Here is a 16,613-nt window from a genome sequence, read left to right on the forward strand (position 1 = left end):
GGCGGGTTCCCGAAGGACCCGCCCCACCGTCGAGGGTTCCGCGCGACGTGCCGGATCAAGCCGTGCCGGCGCGCTCCAGAACGAGTTCACGGACACGCGCGGCGTCCGCCTGACCCCTCATCGCCTTCATCACGGCGCCGATGACGGCGCCGGCGGCCTGCACCTTGCCGTCGCGGATCTTCTCGAGCACGTCCGGCTGGGCCGCGAGCGCCTCGTCGATCGCCGCGATCAGCGCGCCGTCATCCGATACGACGGCCAGCCCGCGGGCGTCGACGACCTCCTGGGGGGTGCCCTCGCCGCCGATGACGCCCTCGAGTACCTGACGAGCGAGCTTGTCGGTGAGCGTTCCCGCGTCGATGAGCCCCTGGAGGGCCGCGACGTTCGCCGGAGTGACGAGGTCGGCGGCGTCGGCCTGCTGCGCGTTCGCGATGCGGGTGATCTCGCCCGTCCACCACTTGCGGGACGATGCCGGCGTGGCACCGGCCGCGATCGTCGCCTCGACCGCGTCGATGAGCCCGCCGTTGACCACGTCCTGGAACTCCAGGTCGGTGAAGCCCCAATCGGCCTTCAGCCGGCGGCGACGCGCGGCCGGCTGCTCGGGCAGTGCGGCACGCAGCTCCTCGATCAGCTCCGGCGCCGGTGCCACCGGCAGCAGGTCGGGCTCCGGGAAGTACCGGTAGTCGTCGGCGTCGGACTTGGGACGACCGGGCGACGTGGTCCCGGTGTCTTCGTGCCAGTGGCGCGTCTCTTGCGTGATCGTGCCGCCGGCGGCGAGGATGGCCGCCTGGCGCTGGATCTCGTAGCGCACGGCGCGCTCGACAGAGCGCATCGAGTTGACGTTCTTCGTCTCGGTGCGGGTGCCGAGCTTCTCCTGGCCCCGCGGACGCAGCGAGACGTTCGCGTCGCAGCGCAGGTTGCCGCGCTCCATCCGGGCCTCCGAGATGCCCAGCCCGATGACGATGTCACGGATCGCGCGCACGTAGGCCGCAGCCAGCTTGGGGGCGTTGGCCTCGGCTCCGAAGATCGGCTTGGTGACGATCTCGACGAGCGGCACGCCCGCGCGGTTGTAGTCGACGAGCGAGTACTCGGCGCCCTGGATGCGACCGGTCGAGCCGCCGACGTGCGTCAGCTTGCCGGCATCCTCTTCCATGTGCGCGCGCTCGATGGGGATCTGCACCAGAGTGCCGTCGTCGAGCTCGACCTCGACCTGACCTTCGAACGCGATCGGCTCGTCGTACTGCGAGATCTGGTAGTTCTTGCCGAGGTCCGGGTAGAAGTAGTTCTTGCGCGCGAAGCGGCTCGACGGTGCGATCGAGCAGCCGAGTGCCAGACCGAGGCTGATCGAGTAGCGCACGGCCTGCTCGTTGACCACGGGCAGCGCACCGGGGAGGCCCATGTCGACGGGGGCGACCAGCGTGTTCGGCTCGGCGTCGTGCTGCGACGGGTGCGCCGGGTTGGGCGCGGACGAGAACATCTTGCTCTCGGTGTTGAGCTCGACGTGCACCTCGAAGCCGAGCACGGGCTCGTAGAGTTCGAGCGCCTCGTCGAAGTCCATCAGCTTGTCCTTCGCCATCAGCGGGCACCTCCGTTCGCGCCGAGGACCGGCGCCCTGTCCAGGAGCGGTCCACCCCACGAGTCCACGAGCAGGGCCTCGAGGGCGGCACCCACGCGGTACAGGCGCGCGTCCTCGTACGCCGGGGCGAGGAACTGGATGCCGACGGGCAGTCCGTCTTCGGCCGCCAGACCCGACGGGATCGAGATGCCCGGGACGCCGGCGAGGTTCGCAGGGATCGTGGTGACGTCGTTGAGGTACATCTGCAGCGGGTCGTCGATCTTCTCGCCGAGCTTGAACGCCGTCGTCGGCGCCGACGGCGTCGCGATGACGTCGACCTGCGCGAACGCATCGGCGAAGTCGCGCTGGATGAGCGTCCGCACCTTCTGGGCCGAGCCGTAGTAGGCGTCGTAGTACCCGGCCGACAGCGCGTACGTGCCGAGGATGATGCGTCGCTTGACCTCTTCGCCGAATCCGGCGTCGCGGGTGCGGGCCATGACGTCCTCGACGGTGCCGCCCGGCACGTCGACCCGCATGCCGAAGCGCACGGAGTCGAACTTCGCCAGGTTGCTGGATGCCTCGGCCGGGAGGATCAGGTAGTACGCGGCGACACCGTACTCGAAGTGCGGAGCGCTGATCTCGACGATCTCGGCGCCCTGCGCCTCCATGGCGGCCAGCGCGGCGCGGAACGACTCCGACACGCCCTGCTGGAAGCCGCTGTCGGGCAGCTCGCGGATGACGCCGACCTTCAGGCCCTTCAGCACCTCGCCCGTCGCGCCCTCGCGCGCCGCGGCGGCGAAGGACGGCCAGGCGTGGGCGAGGGAGGTCGAGTCGTGGGGGTCGTGGCCGCCGATGACGTCGTGGAGCAGGCCCGAGTCGAGCACCGTACGGGTGACGGGGCCGACCTGGTCGAGGCTCGAGGCGAGTGCGATGGCGCCGTACCGGCTCACGGCCCCGTAGGTGGGCTTGAGCCCGACGGTGCCGGTGACGTGCGCCGGCTGGCGGATCGAGCCTCCCGTGTCGGAGCCGAGTGCGAGGGGTGCCTCGAACGCGGCGACCGCGGCGGCGGAACCGCCGCCCGAGCCGCCGGGGATGCGGTCGAGGTCCCACGGGTTGCGGGTCGGGCCGTAGGCGGAGTGCTCGGTCGAGGACCCCATGGCGAACTCGTCCATGTTGGTCTTGCCGAGCGGCACGAGGCCGGCCGCACGGGCGCGCGCCACGACCGTCGCGTCGTAGGGCGACAGGTACCCCTCGAGGATCTTCGAACCGCTCGTCGACGGCATGTCCGTCGTGACGAGCACGTCCTTGATCGCGAGGGGCACGCCGGCGACGGGACTCAGCTCCTCGCCCGCGGCGCGGCGACGGTCGATGTCGGCCGCCACGTCCAGCGCGTGGTCGCTGACGTGGAGGAAGGCGTGGATGTCGGCGTCCACCGCGGCGATGCGGTCGAGGTGGGCCTGGGTGGCCTCGACGCTCGAGACCTCGCGGGCGGCGAGCTTGTCTGCGAGCGCAGCGGCGCTCAGCGTTGTGAGATCGGTCACGGATCGCCCCTCTACTGTTCTTCGCCGAGGATCGCGGTCACCCGGAACCGGCCGTCCGCCGCATCCGGCGCGTTCTGGAGCACTTGGGCCGTGGTGAGCTGGCCGCCCGCGGCATCCGGGCGGAACACGTTCTGGAGGGCGATCGGGTGGCTCGTCGCGGGAACGTCGGGCGTGGCCACCTCGGACACCTTTGCGATGTTGTCGACGATGACGTCGAGCTGACCGGTGAGACGCTCGACCTCCTCGTCGCTCAGCTGGATCCGGGCGAGCACACCGAGATGGCGCACGAGATCGGGGGTGATTTCAGACACCTGTCAAGACTACCGGCGACCGCCCGCGCCCCACTCCGCCGCCCGGCGACGACCCGGCGGCGGACCGAGGCCGCGGCGTAGGCTGATCGCCGTGACGACATACGACCCGCCGCGCCCGTGGACCGCCAGCTACGCAGACGGGGTCCCCGAGAACCTCGCGCCCGTGACCGGATCCCTCGTCGACATCGTCGACGCGTCGGCACGGGACTACCCGGATGCCGCCGCCCTGCAGTTCTTCGGCCGCGAGACGTCGTACCGCTCGCTGCACGAGCAGATCGAGCGCGCCGCCGCCGGGCTCCGCGACCTCGGCGTCAAGGCCGGCGACCCGGTCGCGATCGTGCTGCCGAACTGCCCGCAGCACATCGTCGCGTTCTACGCGATCCTGCGCCTGGGCGCCGTCGTCATCGAGCACAATCCGCTGTACACGCCGCGGGAGCTGCGCAAGCAGTTCGAGGACCACGGCGCGAAGCACGCGATCGTGTGGACCAAGGTCGTGTCGACCGTCCAGGACTTCCCCAGCGACCTCGCGCTCACGAGCCTCGTGTCGGTGGACGTGACCAAGGCCATGCCGTTCGGCACGCGGGTGGCGCTGCGGCTGCCGATCGCGAAAGCGCGAGAAGCGCGCGAGGCGCTCACCGAGCGCGTGTCGGGCACCGTGCCGTGGGAGCAGGTCGTCGGCGCGGCTGCGCTGCCGGCATCCCACCCGCGCCCCGCGACCGACGACCTCGCACTGATCCAGTACACGAGCGGCACGACCGGGAATCCGAAGGGCGCGGCGCTCACGCACCGCAACCTGCTGTCGAACGCGGCGCAGGCCCGGGCGTGGGTGCCGTCGATCGTGCGCGGCGACGGCTGCGTCGTGTACGCCGTCCTGCCGATGTTCCACGCGTACGGCCTCACCCTGTGCCTGACGTTCGCCATGTCGATGGGCGCACGCCTCGTGCTGTTCCCCAAGTTCGACCCCGACATGGTGCTCGAGGTCACCAAGAAGCACCCCGCGACGTTCCTGCCGCTGGTACCGCCGATCGCCGACCGACTGCTGCGTGCCGCACAGGAGAAGGGTGTCTCGCTCGCCGGCACCGAGGTGGCGATCTCGGGAGCCATGGCGCTGCCCCACGAGCTCGTCGTGCCGTTCGAGGCCGCGACCGGCGGCTACCTCGTCGAAGGCTACGGCCTCAGCGAATACTCGCCGGTGCTGATGGCCAACCCCGTTGCCGACAACCGCGTGCCCGGTACGGTGGGACTCCCCCTCCCGGGCACCGAGTGCCGCGTGGTGGACCCCGACGATCCCACCCGAGACGTGCCGCGCGGCGAGCGAGGCGAGCTCGTCGTCCGCGGACCCCAGGTGTTCTCGGGCTACTACGGCAAACCCGAAGAGACCGAGGCGGTCTTCGTCGCCGGCTGGTTCCGCACCGGTGACATCGTCACGATCGACGAGGCGGGCTTCGTGCGCATCGTCGACCGCATCAAGGAGCTCATCATCACGGGCGGCTTCAACGTCGCGCCGACCGAGGTCGAGAACGCGCTGCGTCAGCACCCGAACGTCGAAGATGCGGCCGTCGTCGGCTTGCCCAGCGACCACTCCGGCGAGGAGGTCGTGGCAGCGGTCGTCCTCACCCCGGGCGAGGAGATCGACGTCGAGGCCATCCGCGAGTTCGCGCGCGGCATCCTCACGCCCTACAAGGTGCCCCGACGCATCTTCGTCGTCGACGAGCTGCCGAAGTCCCTCATCGGCAAGGTGCTGCGCCGGCAGGTGCGGGACCGCCTGCTCACGCTCACCACCGGGAGCTGATCCCGCCCGCCGCCGGGCATGACGCCTCATGCGCGGAACGTGCCCGGGCGCGGCTGCAGCCACGCGGCGGTGTCGTAATCGTCCTCCCACGGGAATCGGCCGTCGCGGTCGTCATAGGTGAGCTGAAAGACCGGGACGGAGCGGTCCGCGCGCCGGTCGTAGTAGCGGTTGGCCGCGAACACGATCTCACCCGGATTGGGCACGTCCTCCACCGCGACTCGGTGACGCCACCCGGCGAACGAGAGCACCTGCCCGGCACGCAGATCCTCGCCGCCGCGCACTCGCGCGGCGACATCGTCCAGCAGCAGCGACGACGTGCGAGGGTCGAGCCCGAACACGAGCAGCTCCGGATGCCCCAGTCCGAACAGACCGATCGTGTAGGCGAACGGCGCCTCGCGCTTGGGCAGGTCGCCGAACACGTACTCGTTTCGGGTGCCGTGGGCGCGGATGGTCTGCGCCGTCCGCCGCTCCTCCTCGTCCAGTCCGGCGAGCGACGACGGCGTGAGAGCGGTGATCATGGGGGTCCTTTCGTCGATGGGATCGACGTTAGAACATACCTACGACACTGAGCCGGTCGGTCCGGCGAGATCCGCCCGCGCCACCGCCACCGCGTACGGGTGCAGGCTCGCCGCGAACACGCCACCGGCCACGGCCGGATCCGCGGCCAGGACAGCCCGCGCGGCCGCTTCGTCGTCCGCTTCGAAGATGACGATCCCGAAGGTCCCGTCGACCTCCTGCGTGCGACCCGCGAGGATCAAGACGCCCTGGTCACGGAGGGAGACCAGATACGCGAAATGGTCGCCGACGAGCCGCGTCTCATCTGCCGTCGCCTCGGTCACCATGGCGGGACGCGTCGGAACGATGCGATACAGCCACTGCCCCACGGTGCGTCCCTCCTACGACGTCGGCTCCCGCTCACGATCCTCAGCCGGCGTCGGGGTCCAGGGCGTCGAGCGCCGCGGGGCCCTCCGTCACGAGGATGCGGAACTGGTCGGCGTCCAGGATGCGGATGCCGAGCTCCTCGGCCTTCGCGAGCTTGGAGCCGGCGCCCGGCCCCGCGGCCACGAAGTCCGTCTTCTTCGAGACGCTCGACGCCGCCTTCCCGCCGGCGTTCAGGATCGCCTCCTGCGCACCCTCCCGGGTATAGCCCTCGAGTGAGCCCGTCGCGACCACGGTGAGGCCTTCCAGCACTCCGCCGACGACCGCCGCGGCGCCGGGGCCCGGATGGCCCGGCGTCGCCCATTGCACGCCGGCACGCGTCCACTCGTCGACGATGTCGCGGTGCCAGTCGAGCTCGAACCACTCGAGCAGCGAGTCCGCGATGATGCCGCCGACCCCTTCGACCTGGGCGAGCTGCTCGCGGTCGGCGGCACGGATGGCGTCCAACGAGCCGAACCACTGCGCGAGCGCACGCGCGGCAACGGGTCCCACGTGCCGGATGTTGAGCGCGACGAGCAGACGCCAGAGGTCTTTCGTCTTCGCCTTCTCGAGCTCTGCCAGGAGCTTCACCGCGGCCGCGGACGGCTGCGGAGTCTGAATCCCCTGCTTCTTCTCGGCGGTCGTGGGATTGCGACGGAACGGCGCGCGCCGCACCGGCTCGCCGGTCTCGTCGTCGACCTTGAGCTCGCCCGTCTCGGCGTCGCGCACGATGACCGAGATCGGCACGAGGTCGTCGAGCGAGAGGGAGAACAGGCCCGCCTCGGTCTCCAGGGGTGCCGTCGCGGGAGGCTCCGCCTGTGTGAGCGCGGCGGCGGTCACCTCGCCGAGCACCTCGATGTCGAGGGCGCCGCGCGAGCCGATGTGCTCCACGCGCCCGCGCACCTGCGCGGGGCACGAGCGCGCGTTCGGGCAGCGGAGGTCGATGTCTCCCTCTTTGGCCGGCCGCAGCGGCGACCCGCACTCGGGGCAGTCCGCCGGCATGACGAACTCGCGCTCGGTTCCGTCGCGCAGCTCGACGACGGGTCCCAGCACCTCGGGGATCACGTCACCGGCCTTGCGCAGCACCACGGTGTCGCCGATCAGCACGCCCTTCGCGCGCACGACGTCCTGGTTGTGCAGGGTCGCCTGGCGCACGACCGAGCCCGCCACGCGGGCGGGCGCCATGACGGCGTACGGCGTCGCACGACCCGTGCGGCCGACCGACACGACGATGTCGAGCAGCTTCGTGTTCACCTGCTCGGGCGGGTACTTGTACGCGATCGCCCACCGCGGCGCGCGGCTGGTGGCACCGAGCTCGTCGTGCAGTGCCAGTTCGTCGACCTTCACGACGATGCCGTCGATCTCGTGCTCGACATCATGCCGGTGCTCGCCGTAGTACGCGACGAAGTCGAGCACCCCGTCGATGTCGTCGGTGGTGCGGAAGTACGGGCTGGTCGGCAGCCCCCACTCGGCGAGCAGGGCGTAGGTCTCGCTCTGCGAGTCGACGGGCGGCCGGCTCCACGCGCCGATGCCGTGGACGAAGAGCCGGAGCGAGTCGAGCCGGGCTTGCCCGGCCTCGAGTTCCAGCCCGTCCTTCTTGTCGAGCTGCTGGCGCAGTCCGCCCGACGCGGCGTTGCGGGGGTTGGCGAACGACGGGAACCGTCGCTCGGCGCTCAGCCGCGCCTTGCCTTCATCGAACGCGCGGCTGCGCGCCCTGGTCTCTTCGACGGCGCGGTCGCGCATGTCTGCCTGGAGGGCGTTGAGGCGGGCGAACGCCGCGACGGGGATGAACACCTCGCCGCGCACCTCGACGAGCTCGGGATGCCCCGTTCCGGCGAGACGCTGCGGGATGCCGGCGACGCGCACCGCGTTGACGGTCACGTCCTCCCCCACCCGGCCGTCGCCCCGCGTCGCCGCGGAGGTCAGCACGCCGTTCTCGTAGCGGAGGCTGATCGCCAGACCGTCGATCTTGAGCTCGGTGAGCCACCGCACGCTGCGGCCGGCCGCGGCCTGGGCCTTGACGCACCAGTCCCGCAGCTCTTCGGGGCTGAAGACGTTGTCGAGGCTCAGCATCCGCTCCGCGTGCTCGACGGGTGCGAACATCGAGCTCTCGGCGGCGCCGACGGTCTGCGTCGGCGAGTCCTGGCCCTGCAGCTCGGGGTGCAGGCGCTCCAGCTCTTCGAGCCGGTGCATCCAGCCGTCGTACGTCGCGTCGTCGACGATCTCGGCATTGCGGCCGTAATAGGCGTCGCGCGCACCGATGATGCGGTCGGTCAGGTCCTGGGCTTCGGCCCGCGCGGCGTCGAGTCCGGCGTCGGCGGGGAGTGCGGCATCCGTCACCCCGCCAGTCTAGGAGGGGGCCCCGACACGCGCCGGGCCGTGGGGTGCGCGGCTCAGGCCGAGACGGGCACCGCCGAGACCGTCGTGGCGATCGTGAACTGGCCGATGACCCGCGTGCCGTCGTACAGCACGGCCGTCTGTCCCGGTGCCACGCCGTCGAACGGGGTCTCGGGGACGACCGTCAGCCGACCGTCGGCGAGCGTCGCCACCGCGGGCACGGGGTCGGCGTGCGCGCGGATCTGGACGTGGCACGCGAAGTCGCCCTCGGCCTGCGGGCGCCCGGCCCAGGAGTACCTCTCCCCCGCGATCTCGGCCGTCGCGAGCGCCTCCTTGGGGCCGACGACGACGGTGTTCGACACCGGACGCACCTCGAGCACGAACCGGGGCTTGCCGTCGGGCGCGGGCACGCCGAGCTGCAGGCCTCGCCGCTGCCCCACGGTGAACGCGTGCGCGCCCTCGTGGGTGCCGATGACGGCCCCCGTGCGGTCGACGATGTCGCCCTGCTCGGCGCCGACCTTCTCAGCCAGCCAGCCGCGCGTGTCGCCGTCGGGGATGAAGCAGATGTCGTGGCTGTCGGGCTTCTGCGCCACCGAGAGCCCGCGCGCCTCCGCCTCGGCGCGCACGAGGGCCTTCGACGGGGTCGACCCTAGAGGGAAGTACGTGTGCGCGAGCTGCTCCGCATTGAGCACGCCCAGCACATAGGACTGGTCCTTGGCGGCGTCCGACGCGCGGTGCAGCTCCAGCCCCTCGGGGCCGTCCACGAGCGTCGCGTAGTGCCCGGTGCAGACGGCGTCGAAGCCGAGCTCGATCGCCCGCTCCAGGAGCGCCGCGAACTTGATCTTCTCGTTGCACCGCATGCACGGGTTCGGGGTGCGGCCGGCACGGTACTCCGAGACGAAGTCCTCGATCACGTCGTCGCGGAACCGCTCCGAGAAGTCCCACACGTAGAACGGGATGCCGAGGCGGTCGGCCGCCCTGCGCGCATCCATGGCGTCCTCGATCGTGCAGCAGCCGCGGCTGCCGGTGCGCAGCGTGCCGCCCGCGCGCGAGAGCGCCAGGTGCACGCCGACGACCTCGTGGCCCGCCTCGACGGCCCGTGCGGCCGCGACGGCGGAATCCACTCCGCCGCTCATGGCTGCCAGGATCCGCATGGGTCCAGTCTACGAAGCCCGGCCTGTGCGAGGGCCGGATGCCGCACGCGCCCGCTCCACGGCCTCGGGAAGAGCTGCGAGCGCGGCATCCACGTCGTCCGCGGTCGTGGTGCGGCCGAGCGTGAACCGCAGCACCTGTCGCGCCTCGACGTCGGTGCGGCCGAGAGCCAGCACCACGTGCGAGGGCTCGGGGACGCCGGCCTGGCACGCCGACCCGGTCGAGACCGAGATCCCCGCACGGTCGAGCAGGAAGAGCAGCGTCTCGCCGGACGCCCCCGGGAAGAGCACGTGTGCGTTGCCGGGCACGCGGTCCGCGGGGTCGCCGAGGAGCTCCGCACCCGGGATGGACGAGCGGATGCCGTCGACGAGCCGCTCCCGCAGCCGGGTGAGCCGCGCCGCCTCGGCCTCGCGCTCGGCGGCGGCGAGCTCGGCGGCCACCGCGAATGCGGCCGCGCCCGCGACGTCCTGCGTGCCCGCCCGCAGTCGCCGCTGCTGCGCGCCCCCGTGGACGAGCGCCGTCAGCTCGGCCGTCCGCGACACCACGAGCGCGCCGACGCCCGCCGGTCCGCCGATCTTGTGGGCCGACACGCTCATCGCGACGAGGCCCGCGCGTCCGCGCGCGGCGCCCCGCCAGCGGCGGAACGAGACCGGCAGGTGGCCGAACGCGGCGACCGCGTCCAGGTGCAGCGGCACCCCTGCGGCCGCGGCCTCATCCGCCAGTCCGGCGGCGTCGTTCACCGTGCCGACCTCGTTGTTCGCGACGAGGGCGGTGGCCAGAGCGGCGCCGGGCAGGGCGGACGCGAATGAAGCGACGGGGATGCGGCCGACGGCATCCAGCCCGACATGCCGCACCGCGGCACCCTGTGCGTCGAGCCACTCGACGGCGTCCAGGGTCGCGTGGTGCTCGCCGTCGGGCAGCACGACGGCGTCGCTCCCGGGCTCCCGCGCCCACCACAGGCCCTTGACCGCGAGGTTCACGGCCTCGGTCCCGCCCGAGGTGAAGACGACCTCGATCGGGTCGGCGTCGAGCACCGCGGCGAGGCGCTCGCGCGCGTCCTCGAGGGTGCGGCGAGCGTCCTGACCGGCGCCGTGGATCGACGAGGCGTTGCCGACGGCGGAGGCGGCCTCGACCCACGCGTCGCGCGCCTCGGGTCGCAGCGGCGCGGTGGCCGCGTGATCCAGATAGACAGGCACCCGGCATCCTCTCGGCGTTTTGACAGCGGACCGCGTCCGTGTGCCGTGGGACCCGGTCCCGTAACGCCACCGACTCGGACCATGGTTATGGTAGTCCGCATGATCAGCCCGGAGTCCGTCATCGCGAACCCCGTCCCGGGGCTGCTCAGCCCCGAGCTCGACGGGCTCGGCGTCGAGCTGCTGCCGGGCGGTGCGCGACTGCGCGTGTGGTCGGGGGCCGCCGACGCCGTCGATCTCGTGGTCTTCGACGACACGGATCTCGACTGGATCACGGCGACCGAGCCGCTCACGCCCGTCGGCGGCGGCGTGTGGGAGGACACCTCGGCGCTGCTGCGCCCCGGCACGCGCTACGCGATCCGGGTCGACGGCCCCCACGGCCCCGGCAACACCTTCAACCGGGGCACGCTCCTGCTCGAGCCCTACACGAAGGGTCTCGTGCGCACCGGCTACGACGGGTGGCGCTCGGTCGTTGTCGAGGGATCCTTCGACTGGGGTTCGTCGCGCAAGCCCGCCGTTCCGCTGGATCGCACGGTGCTCTACGAAGGCCACCTCAAGGGCCTGTCGAAGCGGCATCCCGAACTCCCCGGTGCGCTGCGCGGCACCTACGCGGGTCTCGCGCACCCCGCGATGGTGCAGCACTTCCTGGACCTCGGGGTGACCAGCATCGAGCTGCTGCCGATCCACGCGTTCACCACCGAGCCGAGACTCCTGCAGCACGGCCTGGCGAACTACTGGGGCTACAACACTCTGAACTTCTTCACCCCGCACGCCGCGTACGCCACCGAGGAGGCACGACGGCAGGGCCCGGAGGCCGTGCTGCGCGAGTTCAAGGGCATGGTGAAGCTGCTGCACGAGGCCGGCCTGGAGGTCATCCTCGACGTCGTCTACAACCACACCGCCGAAGAGGGGCTCGGCGGCCCCCGCTCGAGCCTGCGCGGCATCGACAACCGCGCGTACTACCGGCAGCAGGAGGACGGCGCCTACATCGACGTGACAGGATGCGGCAACTCGCTGAACACGTCGACGGAAGCCGCCTCTCGTCTGGTCCTGGACTCCCTGCGGTACTGGGCGAACGAGGTGCAGGTCGACGGCTTCCGGTTCGACCTCGCAGTGACGCTAGGTCGCGACGCGGCGCACGAGTTCACCCCGGACCACCCGCTGCTGCGCGCGATCGTCGACGATCCCGCGCTGGCCGACGTCAAGAAGATCGCCGAGCCGTGGGACGTCGGCTTGGGCGGCTGGCAGACCGGCGGGTTCGGCGACGGCTGGAGCGAGTGGAACGACCGCTACCGCGACCGCGTCCGCAACTTCTGGCTGAGCGACGTCGACTATGCCCGGCGTGCCAACGTGTCTCCGGTCGGCATCGGCGGACTCGCACACCGCCTGGCGGGCTCTGCGAACACGTTCGACGAGGCGCGGGGACCGCTGGCGAGCGTCAACTTCGTGACGGCGCACGACGGCTTCACCCTGCGCGACCTCGTGTCGTACGACGTCAAGCACAACCATGCGAACGGCGAGCACGGCAGGGACGGCGCCGACACGAACCGCTCGTTCAACCACGGCACCGAGGGCCGCACGGGCGACCCTGCGATCCTCGCCACGCGGCGCAAGGCGATGCGCAACCTCATGGGCACCCTGCTGCTCTCCGCCGGGGTGCCGATGATCACCGCGGGCGACGAGTACGCCCGCACCCAGAACGGCAACAACAACGCCTACTGCCACGACTCCGACCTCACGTGGCTGCGGTGGGAGCACACGCCGTGGCAGGAGGACCTCTACGCCCACGTGCGCCACCTGCTGCGGGTGCGCCGGGAGAACCCCGCCCTGCGGCCGAGCCGCTTCGCACGGCTGGGTGAGCACACGCCGTCGGCGTCCGTCATGGAGTGGTACGACGAGAACGGCGAGACGATGTCGATCGAACGCTGGACCGACCCGTCGCACCGCACGCTGCAGTATGTCGCCGCCTCCACCCCCGAGCACGAGGAGTTCAACCGCATCCTGCTGATGATCCACGGCACCGAGCGCCCCATCGACGTCACCCTTCCCGACGCGGACGGCGTGACCCGCTACGTGTCGCTCTGGTCGAGCGCGGACGAGACGCCGTCGGACGACGGGACGGTCTACGCACCGGGCGACACGGTGTCGATGGCCGGCACCTCGATGCACCTGTTCCGCGCCGAGTGACGACACGCGAAGACCGCGTCGCCGTCACGTCGCTGTCGTCCCGGCGACGGGGACGGTAGGTTCGAGACGTGGTCACGACGACGCGCTCCGCGCGCTCCCGCCCGTGGCGGAGCGCCACAGCCCTCCCTGTCCGTGATGCCCGCGCCTGGCAGCCCGACCCCGATACGGTCGCGCGACGAATACCGCTGGCGCAGCCCTTCCCCACCGTGCCGTGGGGCGACTTCCGCCCCACCGCGTACGACGGCGAGGTGGTGCCGTTCCGGGTGACGGCGTTCCGCGAAGGGCACGACCGGATCGGCGTGCAGCTGCGCCTCTTCTCCCCCACGGGCGACGAGTCGCTGCATCGCCTCGACCCGCTGAACGACGGCTTCGACCGGTGGCAGACCGAGGTCGCGCTGCTCGAGCAGGGCGTCTGGCGGTTCCGCTTCGAGTCGTTCGGCGACGACTTCGCGACCTGGCAGCACGCGGCCTCGGTCAAGATCACGGCGGGAGTGGATGCCGCCCTCATGCGCGAGCTCGGCGCCCTCCTGTTCGAGCGCGCCGGTGCCGAGAAGGGCCGCACCGCGGCCGAGAAGACGGTGCTCGCGGCGGCCGCGGCATCGCTCCGCGACGAGACGGTCGACGACGCCGGAGCCCTGGCGATCGTCGACGACCCGCGCATCGCGACCTACTTCCGCCAGCGACCCCTGATGTCGCTCGTGACGCTCGGTGACGATCTCGAGCTCCTCGTCGAGCGCGAACGTGCCGGTGTGGGCGCGTGGTACGAGTTCTTCCCGCGCTCGGAGGGCGCGCGGCGCCTGAAGGACGGCAGCATCAAGAGCGGCACCTTCCGGACGGCCGCCAAGCGCCTGCCTGCCGTCGCGCAGATGGGCTTCGACGTCGTCTACCTGCCGCCCATCCACCCCATCGGCACGCTCAACCGCAAGGGTCCGAACAACACCCTCGACGCCGGGCCCGCCGACCCGGGATCGCCGTGGGCCATCGGGTCCGCGGCCGGCGGCCACGACACCGTGCATCCGGATCTCGGCACCCTCGCCGACTTCCGCGCCTTCGTGCGCGCCGCGCGGGCGGAAGGGCTGGAGGTAGCACTCGATCTCGCGCTGCAGGCGGCCCCCGATCATCCCTGGGTCGCGGAGCACCCCGAGTGGTTCACGACGCTCCCCGACGGCTCGATCGCGTACGCGGAGAACCCGCCCAAGAAGTACCAGGACATCTACCCGGTCAACTTCGACAACGACCCCGACGGGATCCGCGCCGAGGTGCTCCGGGTCGTGCGGCACTGGATCGCTCAGGGGGTACAGATCTTCCGTGTCGACAATCCCCACACCAAGCCCCTGCAGTTCTGGGAATGGCTGATCTCGACGGTCAACGCCGAGCACCCCGACGTCGTGTTCCTCGCCGAGGCCTTCACCCGTCCGGCGCCCATGCAGAGTCTCGCCGCTGCCGGGTTCCAGCAGAGCTACACCTACTTCACGTGGCGCAACACCAAGCCCGAGCTCGAAGAGTTCCTGAGCGGCCTCGCGCACTCGACGGATGCATTCCTCCGCCCGAATCTGTTCGTCAACACGCCCGACATCCTCACCGAGTACCTGCAGTTCGGCGGCCGGCCCGCCTACCGCATCCGCGCCGCGATCGCCGCGACGGCGGCGCCGACCTACGGCGTGTACGCGGGGTACGAGCTGTACGAGAACGTCGCACGGCCGGGATCCGAAGAGAACATCGACAACGAGAAGTACGAGTACAAGGTGCGCGACTGGGCCGGGGCCGTCGAGCGCGGCGACTCGCTCGCCCCCTACCTGGAGAAGCTCAACGCGATCCGCCGGGCGCACCCCGCGCTGCGGCAGCTGCGCAACCTCAGCGTGCACTGGAGCGACGACGATGCGATCCTCGTGTACGTCAAGCACCTCGATGCGGCGCTCTCGCCCGACGGCCGCCGCGACACCGTCATCGTCGTCGTCAACACCGACCCGCACTCGGTGCGCCAGACGATGGTGCACCTCGACACCCGGGTCTGGGGCGTCGAGCCCGGCCTGCCGTACGAGGTCGAGGACCTCGTCACCGGCGCCCGGTGGACCTGGTCCGATCACAACTACGTGATGCTCGACGCGTTCACCGAGCCCGTCCACATCCTGCACGTCAAGGAGTCCCGATGACGCCCTCCGATCAGCTCCTCGACGCCGTCGCGGCAGGCTCACACCACGATCCGCACGCCGTGCTCGGCATCCATTCCGACACCGATGCCGAAGGCACCGCGACGTGGACGATCCGGGCGCGGCGCCCCCTCGCCCGCAGCGTCACCGCCGTCTTCGAGGACGGCACGCGCATCCCTCTGGAGCACGTGCGCGCGGGGATCTGGGAAGGCACCCGCGTCGGCGCGCCCGGGCGCTACGAACTCGCCACGAGCTACCCGCAGGGTCCGGACTACGTGGCCGACGACCCTTACCGCCACGCGCCGACGATCGGCGAGCTGGACCTGCATCTGATCGGCGAAGGCCGCCACGAGGAGCTGTGGCGCGTGCTCGGCTCTCACGTGCGCGTGGACGACGGCGTCGCGGGCGTCTCGTTCGCGGTGTGGGCGCCCAACGCGCGCGCCGTGCGCGTGGTCGGCGACTTCAACGGCTGGGACGGCCAGGGCCACGCGATGCGCTCCATGGGCGCGAGCGGGGTGTGGGAGCTGTTCATCCCCGGCATCGGCCCTGGCACCGCGTACAAGTACGAGATCCGCGGCCGCTCGGGCGAATGGGCGCTCAAGGCCGACCCGATGGCCCGGTTCGCCGAGGTCCCGCCGGCGACCGCCTCGGTCGTGGTCCACGCGTCCCACACGTGGGGCGACGCGGCCTGGCTGCAGCAGCGCGCGCGCAGCACGCCGGTCTCGCAGCCGATGTCGATCTACGAGCTCCATCTCGGTTCGTGGCGGCAGGGGCTCTCGTACCGCGACGCCGCCGACCAGATCATCGACTACGTGAGCGCACAGGGCTTCACGCACGTCGAGTTCCTCCCCCTCGCCGAGCACCCGTTCGGGGGGTCGTGGGGCTACCAGGTCACGGGGTACTACGCCCCGACCAGCCGCTTCGGGCACCCCGACGACCTGCGATACCTGATCGACAGGCTGCACCAGGCGGGAATCGGCGTGATCATGGACTGGGTGCCCGGCCACTTCCCCAAGGACGCGTTCGCGCTCGCGCGCTTCGACGGCGAGCCGCTGTACGAGCACCCCGACCCCCGCCGTGGCGAGCACAAGGACTGGGGCACCTACATCTTCGACTACGGCCGCAACGAGGTGCGCAACTTCCTCGTGGCGAACGCGCTGTACTGGTTCGAGGAGTTCCACGTCGACGGGCTGAGAGTGGATGCCGTCGCCTCGATGCTGTACCTCGACTACTCGCGCAGCGACGGCGAGTGGGAGCCGAACATCCACGGCGGTCGCGAGAACCTCGAGGCGATCCGCTTCCTGCAGGAGGTCAACGCCACCGCGTACAAGCGCTACCCCGGCATCGCGATGATCGCCGAGGAGTCCACCAGCTTCCCCGGCGTCACCGCCCCCACGAACCAGGCCGGGCTCGGGTTCGGGTTCAAGTGGAACATGGGCTGGATGAACGACTCGCTCGAGTACATCAAGCGGGACCCGAT

General features: G+C 71.2%; 12 protein-coding genes. 4 read left to right on the forward strand and 8 right to left on the reverse strand.

All coding sequences use genetic code 11. The features are described from left to right. Positions 1–55: 55 nt before the first annotated feature. The 3 genes from gatB to gatC are packed head-to-tail and all read right to left on the reverse strand — an operon-like array spanning position 56 to position 3,404. The gene (gene gatB, locus ACTHNQ_RS07170; RefSeq protein ID WP_440332350.1) at positions 56–1,573 is read right to left on the reverse strand and encodes an Asp-tRNA(Asn)/Glu-tRNA(Gln) amidotransferase subunit GatB; all 1,518 of its coding nucleotides are present in this window, start codon (positions 1,571–1,573) and stop codon (positions 56–58) included. After that, entirely contained in the window at positions 1,573–3,093 is a 1,521-nt protein-coding gene (gene gatA, locus ACTHNQ_RS07175; protein WP_440332352.1) for an Asp-tRNA(Asn)/Glu-tRNA(Gln) amidotransferase subunit GatA, read from the reverse strand. Before gatA ends, gatB begins: the two co-directional genes overlap by 1 nt. A gap of 11 nt (positions 3,094–3,104) precedes the next feature. Continuing rightward, complete coding sequence (gene gatC / locus ACTHNQ_RS07180; RefSeq protein ID WP_440332353.1) at positions 3,105–3,404, reverse strand: Asp-tRNA(Asn)/Glu-tRNA(Gln) amidotransferase subunit GatC; 300 nt, start codon at positions 3,402–3,404, stop codon at positions 3,105–3,107. Between the two features lie 91 nt (positions 3,405–3,495). Between gatC and ACTHNQ_RS07185 the strand changes: the two genes are divergently transcribed. Then, the gene (locus ACTHNQ_RS07185; RefSeq protein ID WP_440332355.1) at positions 3,496–5,196 is read left to right on the forward strand and encodes a long-chain-fatty-acid--CoA ligase; all 1,701 of its coding nucleotides are present in this window, start codon (positions 3,496–3,498) and stop codon (positions 5,194–5,196) included. Positions 5,197–5,222: 26 nt separating this feature from the next. On the opposite strand, the gene ACTHNQ_RS07190 is transcribed toward ACTHNQ_RS07185, so the two are convergent. From ACTHNQ_RS07190 to ACTHNQ_RS07210, 5 genes are read right to left on the reverse strand one after another with little or no spacing between them, the layout of a single operon-like run. After that, a complete protein-coding gene (locus tag ACTHNQ_RS07190; RefSeq protein ID WP_440332357.1) occupies positions 5,223–5,714 on the reverse strand; it encodes a DUF4262 domain-containing protein in 492 nt (163 codons plus the stop codon). Between the two features lie 39 nt (positions 5,715–5,753). Beyond that, a complete protein-coding gene (locus ACTHNQ_RS07195; RefSeq protein WP_440332359.1) occupies positions 5,754–6,080 on the reverse strand; it encodes a YciI family protein in 327 nt (108 codons plus the stop codon). A 40-nt stretch (positions 6,081–6,120) separates the two neighbouring features. Continuing rightward, complete coding sequence (ligA, locus tag ACTHNQ_RS07200; protein ID WP_440332360.1) at positions 6,121–8,454, reverse strand: NAD-dependent DNA ligase LigA; 2,334 nt, start codon at positions 8,452–8,454, stop codon at positions 6,121–6,123. Positions 8,455–8,507: 53 nt separating this feature from the next. Then, positions 8,508–9,605, reverse strand: a complete 1,098-nt coding sequence (gene mnmA / locus ACTHNQ_RS07205) for a tRNA 2-thiouridine(34) synthase MnmA (protein WP_440332362.1) — start codon at positions 9,603–9,605, stop codon at positions 8,508–8,510. Positions 9,606–9,614: 9 nt separating this feature from the next. After that, a complete protein-coding gene (locus ACTHNQ_RS07210; protein ID WP_440332364.1) occupies positions 9,615–10,799 on the reverse strand; it encodes a cysteine desulfurase family protein in 1,185 nt (394 codons plus the stop codon). A 99-nt stretch (positions 10,800–10,898) separates the two neighbouring features. Here ACTHNQ_RS07210 and glgX point away from each other — a divergent pair, with 99 nt between their 5' ends. The 3 genes from glgX to glgB form a co-directional block, all read left to right on the forward strand. Continuing rightward, the gene (glgX, locus tag ACTHNQ_RS07215; RefSeq protein ID WP_440332365.1) at positions 10,899–12,983 is read left to right on the forward strand and encodes a glycogen debranching protein GlgX; all 2,085 of its coding nucleotides are present in this window, start codon (positions 10,899–10,901) and stop codon (positions 12,981–12,983) included. A gap of 185 nt (positions 12,984–13,168) precedes the next feature. Beyond that, positions 13,169–15,136 carry a maltotransferase domain-containing protein gene (locus ACTHNQ_RS07220; RefSeq protein WP_440332369.1) on the forward strand — a complete coding sequence of 656 codons (1,968 nt, stop codon included), beginning with the start codon at positions 13,169–13,171 and terminating at the stop codon, positions 15,134–15,136. Further along, the coding region (gene glgB / locus ACTHNQ_RS07225) for a 1,4-alpha-glucan branching enzyme (protein WP_440332367.1) at positions 15,133–16,613 on the forward strand (1,481 nt) is incomplete at its 3' end. The genes ACTHNQ_RS07220 and glgB, both read left to right, overlap by 4 nt.

It is taken from the genome of Microbacterium sp. (assembly GCF_051953575.1).
Lineage (GTDB): Bacteria > Actinomycetota > Actinomycetes > Actinomycetales > Microbacteriaceae > Microbacterium.